We start from the raw sequence: 5,860 nt of genomic DNA on the forward strand, positions 1-5,860 counted from the left end.
ACGCCTTCGAAATCGAGGTCGGGGGCCTGGCCGCGGGTGGAAACATAGCGCATGGGATGGCTCAGTTCAGATAGCGGGCTTTGAGATGCGCCTTGAAGGCGGCAGTGCCCAGGGGCTTGCCGGTCGCCTGGCGCAGCAATTCATCGGTGGTGATCAGCGATCCCTTGCCATGCACGTTGGCGCGCAGCCAGCGCAGCAGGGGCTTGAAATCGCCCTTGGCGATGCCGGGCAGGATATCGCCATCCTGCTCCTTCGCCGCGGCGAAGAGCTGCGCGGCAGAAAGCGCGCCGAGCGTGTAGGTCGGGAAATAGCCGATCGAGCCAACCGCCCAGTGGATATCCTGCATGCAGCCCTGGGCATAATCGGGCACATCGACGCCCAGCAGGGTCTGCATGCCGTCGTTCCAGGCGTCCGGCAGATCGTCGATCGGCAGATGGTCGTGCAGCATCGCCTGCTCCAGGCGGTAACGCAGGATCACATGGGCCGGATAGGTCACTTCATCGGCATCGACGCGGATCAGGTCGGGCTTCACGCGGGCATAGATGCCAAGCAGGTTTTCATCCGACCAGGCAGGGCCGCTGCCATTGAAGGCCTTGCGCAGGATCGGCGCCGCGTAGCGCAGGAATTCCGCGCCGCGGCAGACCTGCATCTCGACCAGCAGGCTCTGGCTTTCATGCAGCACCATGCCACGCGCCTCGCCCACCGGCTGGTCGCGCCAGGCCCTGGGCAGGCCGAGCTCGTAGAGCGCATGGCCGGTCTCGTGCAGCACGCCCATCAGCGCCTTGGTGAAATCGGCCTCTTCATAGCGCGTGGTAATGCGCACATCATCCGGCACACCACCGGTAAAGGGATGCAGGCTGACATCCAGCCGGCCATGGTTGAAATCGAAACCCAGCGCCTTCATGAAGCGCAGGCCGACCTGGCGCTGCGCTTCGGTCGAAAACGGCCCCTGCGGCGGCAGCGGCGCGGGCCGCTTGGCCTGTTTGGCGAGGGCCTTGTCGATGAAGCTGGGCAGGAAACTGCCCAGATCGGCAAACAGCTTGTCGATGGTGGCCGACCGGCCGCCGGGCTCATACTCATCCAGCAGCGCGTCATAGGCATCCAGGCCAAAAGCCGCAGACTTGGCGGCGGCCACCTCGCGGGTGAGTTCCAGCACCGGCTTGAAGGCCCTGGCGAAGGATTTGAAGTCATCGTCGCGGCGGGCTTTGCGCCATACCATCTCGCAGGCCATGCTGGCTTTCGAGCGCGCTTCGACCAGCTCGGGCGTCAGCGCGGTGGCATGGCGCCATTGCCGGTGCATCTCACGCAGGTTGGCGCGCTGCCAGTCGCTTAAACTTTTCTGCTGCGCCTCGGCCTCGCCCAGCAGGTCGCCCAGCTGCGGATCAGTCAGCCATTCATGGCGCACCACGCTCAGCACCGCCATCTGCTCGGCGCGCGCCTTGGCGCCACCTTCCGGCATCATGGTGGACTGGTCCCAGCCCAGCATGGCCAGCGCCCCGTTCACCGCGCTGACGCGGCGGAACCGTGTTTCCAGAGCCTTGTAGCTTTTCATGTCTCAGGCCTTTGGCTGGCCGGATTTTGCCGCCGCTTCGCGGTCCCGGCGCCGATGCCATAACACATAAATCACCATCAGGACTATGACGCCGCTGTACCAGGTGACCGCATAGGCCAGGTGATTGTTGGTGAAATTCAGCCTTGTATGGCCACTGCGCGGCCAGCCGCCTGGCACCGTTACCGAGGCATCGGCATCGACGAACAGCGCCGGCGCATCGCTGATGCCGGCGGCCTTCAGCATGCCGGCGGCGTCGCCGTAATACCACAGATTGCGCTGCAGGTCGTTGTCAGGGGTGAACCAGCCCTTGCCCCAGGGCACGTGGGTGACGCCCGAAATCGCCACCTCGCCGGCCACCTGGCCCGCGGTCCGGCGCGCGGGGTCCTTGTCCTCAGCCGGCACCCAGCCACGGCTGACCAGCACCCAGCCGGGCGCATCGCTGCGCTTGAGCGGCGTGATGATGTGATAACCGAAATTGCCGCGCTCGGAATGGGCCAGCAAATGGAACTCGCGGCTGTGGTCGAAGCTGCCGCGCACGGTGACGGGGCGATAGCTCCATTCGGCCGGATCGAGCGGGCCGGCGGGGAGCGGAATCGGCGCCGCCTTCAGCCCGGTTTCGACGCTTTCGATCAGCTCAAGCTTCCAAAACAGCCGCTGGACCTGCCAGGTGCCCAGGATGAGCAGCAGGATAAGGGCGGGAACGGTGAACAGAGTCGGCCAGAGGGCTGGCCGAAAACCTAGAAATTTCAATGGATTACTCGCGCAGCAATTCGATGTCGGACGAAGCCTTGTGTCGGAATTGTAGCGCGAAGAGCGTGGCTTTGAAGGGCCGCAGCATAAGAATGGAGCCGCCCAGGATCAGCGGCGCCCACAAAACCATATGCAGCCAGAGCGGCGGGCCGAAACGCAACTCGACCCACAGCGCCAGGCCGACAACGATGAAACCGAGAATCAGAATGACAAAGACCGCCGGCCCGTCGCCGGCGTCGATCTTGGCATAATCGAGGTCGCAGGACGGGCAGCGCGGCTTGACCGTCAGCAGCCCGTCGAACAACGGAGCTTCGCCGCAGCGGGGACACCTGCAGCGAAGCCCCGTCGAGAACGGCGATAGCGGCGGATAGAATGCGGCCGCCATCGGCTGATCGCTCAATGGGCGGCCGGCGTGCCGGCGCCCCACCAGTAGATCGCGGTGAACAGGAACAGCCACACCACGTCGACGAAATGCCAGTACCAGGCCGCGGCTTCGAAACCGAAATGATGGTTCGACTTGAAATGGCCCTTCATCGCGCGGATCAGGCAGACCAGCAGGAAGATCGTGCCAACGATGACATGGAAGCCGTGGAAGCCGGTCGCCATGTAGAAGGTCGAGGCATAGATGCCGTCCTTGAAGCCGAAAGCGGCATGGCTGTATTCGTAAGCCTGCAGCGTGGTGAACAGCGCGCCGAGGATGACGGTCAGCGTCAGGCCCTGGATCAGGCCCTTGCGGTCGTCATGCAGCAGGGCATGGTGCGCCCAGGTCACCGTGGTGCCCGACAGCAGCAGGATCAAAGTGTTGACGAACGGCAGGTGCCAGGGATCGAAGGTCTCGATCGTGGCCGGCGGCCAGACATGGCCGATCGCCTCGGTCGGGAACAGCGACGCATTGAAATAGGCCCAGAACCAGGCAACGAAGAACATTACCTCGGAGGCAATGAACATCACCATGCCATAGCGCAGGTGCAGCTGCACCACCGGGGTATGATGGCCCTCGTGCTCGGCTTCGCGGATCACGTCGCGCCACCAGGCAGCCATGGTGTAGAGCACGATCAGCAGGCCGGGCACGGCCCAAAGATAGCTGTAGCCATGGAACGCGGCCACCGAACCGACCGCCAGCGCGAAGGCGCCCATCGCACCGATGAACGGCCACGGGCTGGGATCGACAAGATGGTAATCGTGATTGCGGGCGCTGCTTGCAGCCATGGTCATACCCCCTAGTTACGCAAGTGTTGATCGGCTCAGTTGACCGCGCGGCCCGGGCCGCCACGATCGGAAACGCGTTTCTCTTCCGGCATGCGGAAGAACGTGTAGCTCAAGGTGATGGTGGTGACGTCGCGCGTCTTCGGATCCTTCAGGATGTCCGGATCGACGAAGAACGAGACCGGCATGTCGATACTCTGGCCAGGCTCAAGACGCTGCTCGGTAAAGCAGAAGCAGGCGATCTTGTTGAAATACTGGCCGGCTTTCTCGGGCGTGACATTGAAGCTGGCCTGGCCGCTGATGGCCTGCGCCGTCGGGTTGGTGGCGCGATAGAAAATCAGCGTCTCCTCGCCCGGCTTCACCCGCACTTCGCGCTGTACCGGCTGGAACTGCCAGGGCAGACCGGGAGCCGTATCGGAATTGAAGCGCACGGTGACGGTCGTTTCGTCAGCATCGACGCTGCCGGGTGCGCTGGCCGCACGCAGCGGCGTGCCGGCAAAGCCGGTAACGCGACAGAACAGGTCGTAGAGCGGCGCCGAGGCAAAGGACAGGCCAACCATGGTGGCGACCACGGCGACGCAGCCAAAGGCGATGCGACGGTTCCTGCGGGCGATCGGCGTCATGCGGCGCGCCCCGTCATCTTGGCGATGGTGATGAAGTAGAACAGGATCACCAGGGCAAACAGCACCACAGCCAGCGCGATGTTGCGCGCCCGGCGGCGTTTCTGCTCGTCTTGCTGCGTCATCGCGCTCATGCCCCCCAGCCAAGCCCGCGTTCCGCCAGCAGCAGGGCAAACAACAGGAAGAGGTAGAGGATCGAGTAGGCGAACATGTGTTTTGCCGGCCGCTCGTCGTTGCCGCGCCAGATACGCACGGCCAGGGCCAGGAAAATGGCGCCGAGCGCGGCGGTGACGCCGCCATAAAGCGGGCCAGCCAGACCGAGCGCCCAGGGGCTGAGGGTGATCGGCACCAGCAGCAGGCTGTAGATCAGAATCTGGCGACGCGTCTCGCGGTCGCCGGCCACCACCGGCAGCATCGGCACGCCGGCACGGGCATAATCATCAGAGCGATACAGCGCCAGCGCCCAGAAATGCGGCGGCGTCCACATGAAGATAATGGCGAACAGCAGCAGCGGCAGCAGCGAAAGGTCGCCGGTGACCGCGGCCCAGCCGATCATCGGCGGAAAGGCGCCGGCGGCGCCGCCGATCACGATATTCTGTGGCGTGCGGCGTTTCAGCCACATCGTGTAGATGAAAATGTAGAACCCAATGGTCAGCGCCAGGATCGCGGCCGCCACCCAGTTCACCGCCAGCCCCATCACCAGCACCGAGGCCACCGAGAGGACAGTGCCGAAACCGAGCGCCTGGTCGCGGCTGATGCGGCCCTGCGGGATCGGGCGACCCTGGGTGCGCGCCATCACCGCGTCGATGTCGGCGTCATACCACATGTTGATGGCGCCCGAGGCGCCGGCGCCGATCGCGATGCACAGCAAAGCCGTGATCGCCAGGGTGGGATGCAAATCGCCCGGCGCCAGCACCATGCCGACCAGCCCGGTAAAGACCACCAGCGACATCACGCGCGGCTTGAGCAGCGCGAGGTAGTCGCTTGGATGGGCTTCGGCGGCACGGACAGCATAAGCGGCATCGAGGCCGGCATGACCGGCCTCGCTACCCTGTCCAATGAAACTGGCGTCGGACAATCTTCAACTCCCGGGGCGTGGAGTCTTCCGGTCTTACTTGATGACCGGAAGCTTCTCGTACTGGTGGAACGGCGGCGGCGAGGACAGGGTCCATTCCAGCGTCGTCGCGCCCTCGCCCCACGGATTGGCGGCGGCTTTCTTCTTGCGCAGGAAGGCGTAGAGCACCGAGCCGACGAAGAACAGCGTCGAAGCGAAGGCGATATAGGCGCCGATCGAGGCGACGTAGTTCCAGCCGGCGAAGGCATCCGGATAATCCGGGATGCGGCGCGGCATGCCCTGCAGGCCGAGGAAATGCATCGGGAAGAACAGCAGGTTCACGCCGATGAAGGTGGTCCAGAAGTGGATCTGGCCGGCGGTCTCGCTCAACTCATACCCCGACATCTTGCCGAACCAGTAGTAGAAGCCGGCAAAGATGGCGAACACGGCGCCGAGGCTCAGCACGTAGTGGAAATGCGCCACCACGTAATAGGTGTCATGCAGATAGGTGTCGACACCGGCATTGGCCAGCACCACGCCGGTCACGCCGCCGATGGTGAACAGGAAGATGAAGCCGACGGCGAACAGCATCGGCACGGTGAAACGGATCGAGCCGCCCCACATCGTGGCGATCCACGAGAAGATCTTCACGCCGGTCGGCACCGCGATGACCATGGT

Annotated in this window: 8 protein-coding genes; all 8 read right to left on the reverse strand. The window is 64.2% G+C overall.

Features of this window, described 5'->3' with window-relative positions:
- Positions 1–61: 61 nt before the first annotated feature.
- A complete protein-coding gene (locus tag Q1J79_RS05605; protein ID WP_300297648.1) occupies positions 62–1,552 on the reverse strand; it encodes a carboxypeptidase M32 in 1,491 nt (496 codons plus the stop codon).
- Positions 1,553–1,555: 3 nt separating this feature from the next.
- Positions 1,556–2,302, reverse strand: coding sequence for an SURF1 family protein (locus Q1J79_RS05610; RefSeq protein WP_300297651.1), 747 nt, complete (start codon positions 2,300–2,302; stop codon positions 1,556–1,558).
- Between the two features lie 4 nt (positions 2,303–2,306).
- Entirely contained in the window at positions 2,307–2,687 is a 381-nt protein-coding gene (locus Q1J79_RS05615; RefSeq protein ID WP_300297653.1) for a DUF983 domain-containing protein, read from the reverse strand.
- A gap of 11 nt (positions 2,688–2,698) precedes the next feature.
- Positions 2,699–3,517: a cytochrome c oxidase subunit 3 gene (locus tag Q1J79_RS05620; protein WP_300297656.1), complete on the reverse strand. Its 819-nt coding sequence runs from the start codon at positions 3,515–3,517 to the stop codon at positions 2,699–2,701.
- Positions 3,518–3,546: 29 nt separating this feature from the next.
- The gene (locus tag Q1J79_RS05625; protein WP_300297659.1) at positions 3,547–4,131 is read right to left on the reverse strand and encodes a cytochrome c oxidase assembly protein; all 585 of its coding nucleotides are present in this window, start codon (positions 4,129–4,131) and stop codon (positions 3,547–3,549) included.
- A complete protein-coding gene (locus Q1J79_RS05630; protein ID WP_300297662.1) occupies positions 4,128–4,253 on the reverse strand; it encodes a hypothetical protein in 126 nt (41 codons plus the stop codon). The genes Q1J79_RS05625 and Q1J79_RS05630 overlap by 4 nt, the downstream gene beginning before the upstream one ends.
- 5 nt (positions 4,254–4,258) lie before the next feature.
- Positions 4,259–5,206 (reverse strand): heme o synthase, encoded by a 948-nt coding sequence (locus Q1J79_RS05635; protein ID WP_300297663.1) that lies wholly within the window; start codon positions 5,204–5,206, stop codon positions 4,259–4,261.
- Positions 5,207–5,239: 33 nt separating this feature from the next.
- Positions 5,240–5,860: cbb3-type cytochrome c oxidase subunit I (locus Q1J79_RS05640; RefSeq protein ID WP_300297666.1), on the reverse strand; the 621-nt coding region annotated here is incomplete at its 5' end.

It is taken from the genome of Ferrovibrio sp. (assembly GCF_029255545.1).
GTDB lineage: Bacteria > Pseudomonadota > Alphaproteobacteria > Ferrovibrionales > Ferrovibrionaceae > Ferrovibrio.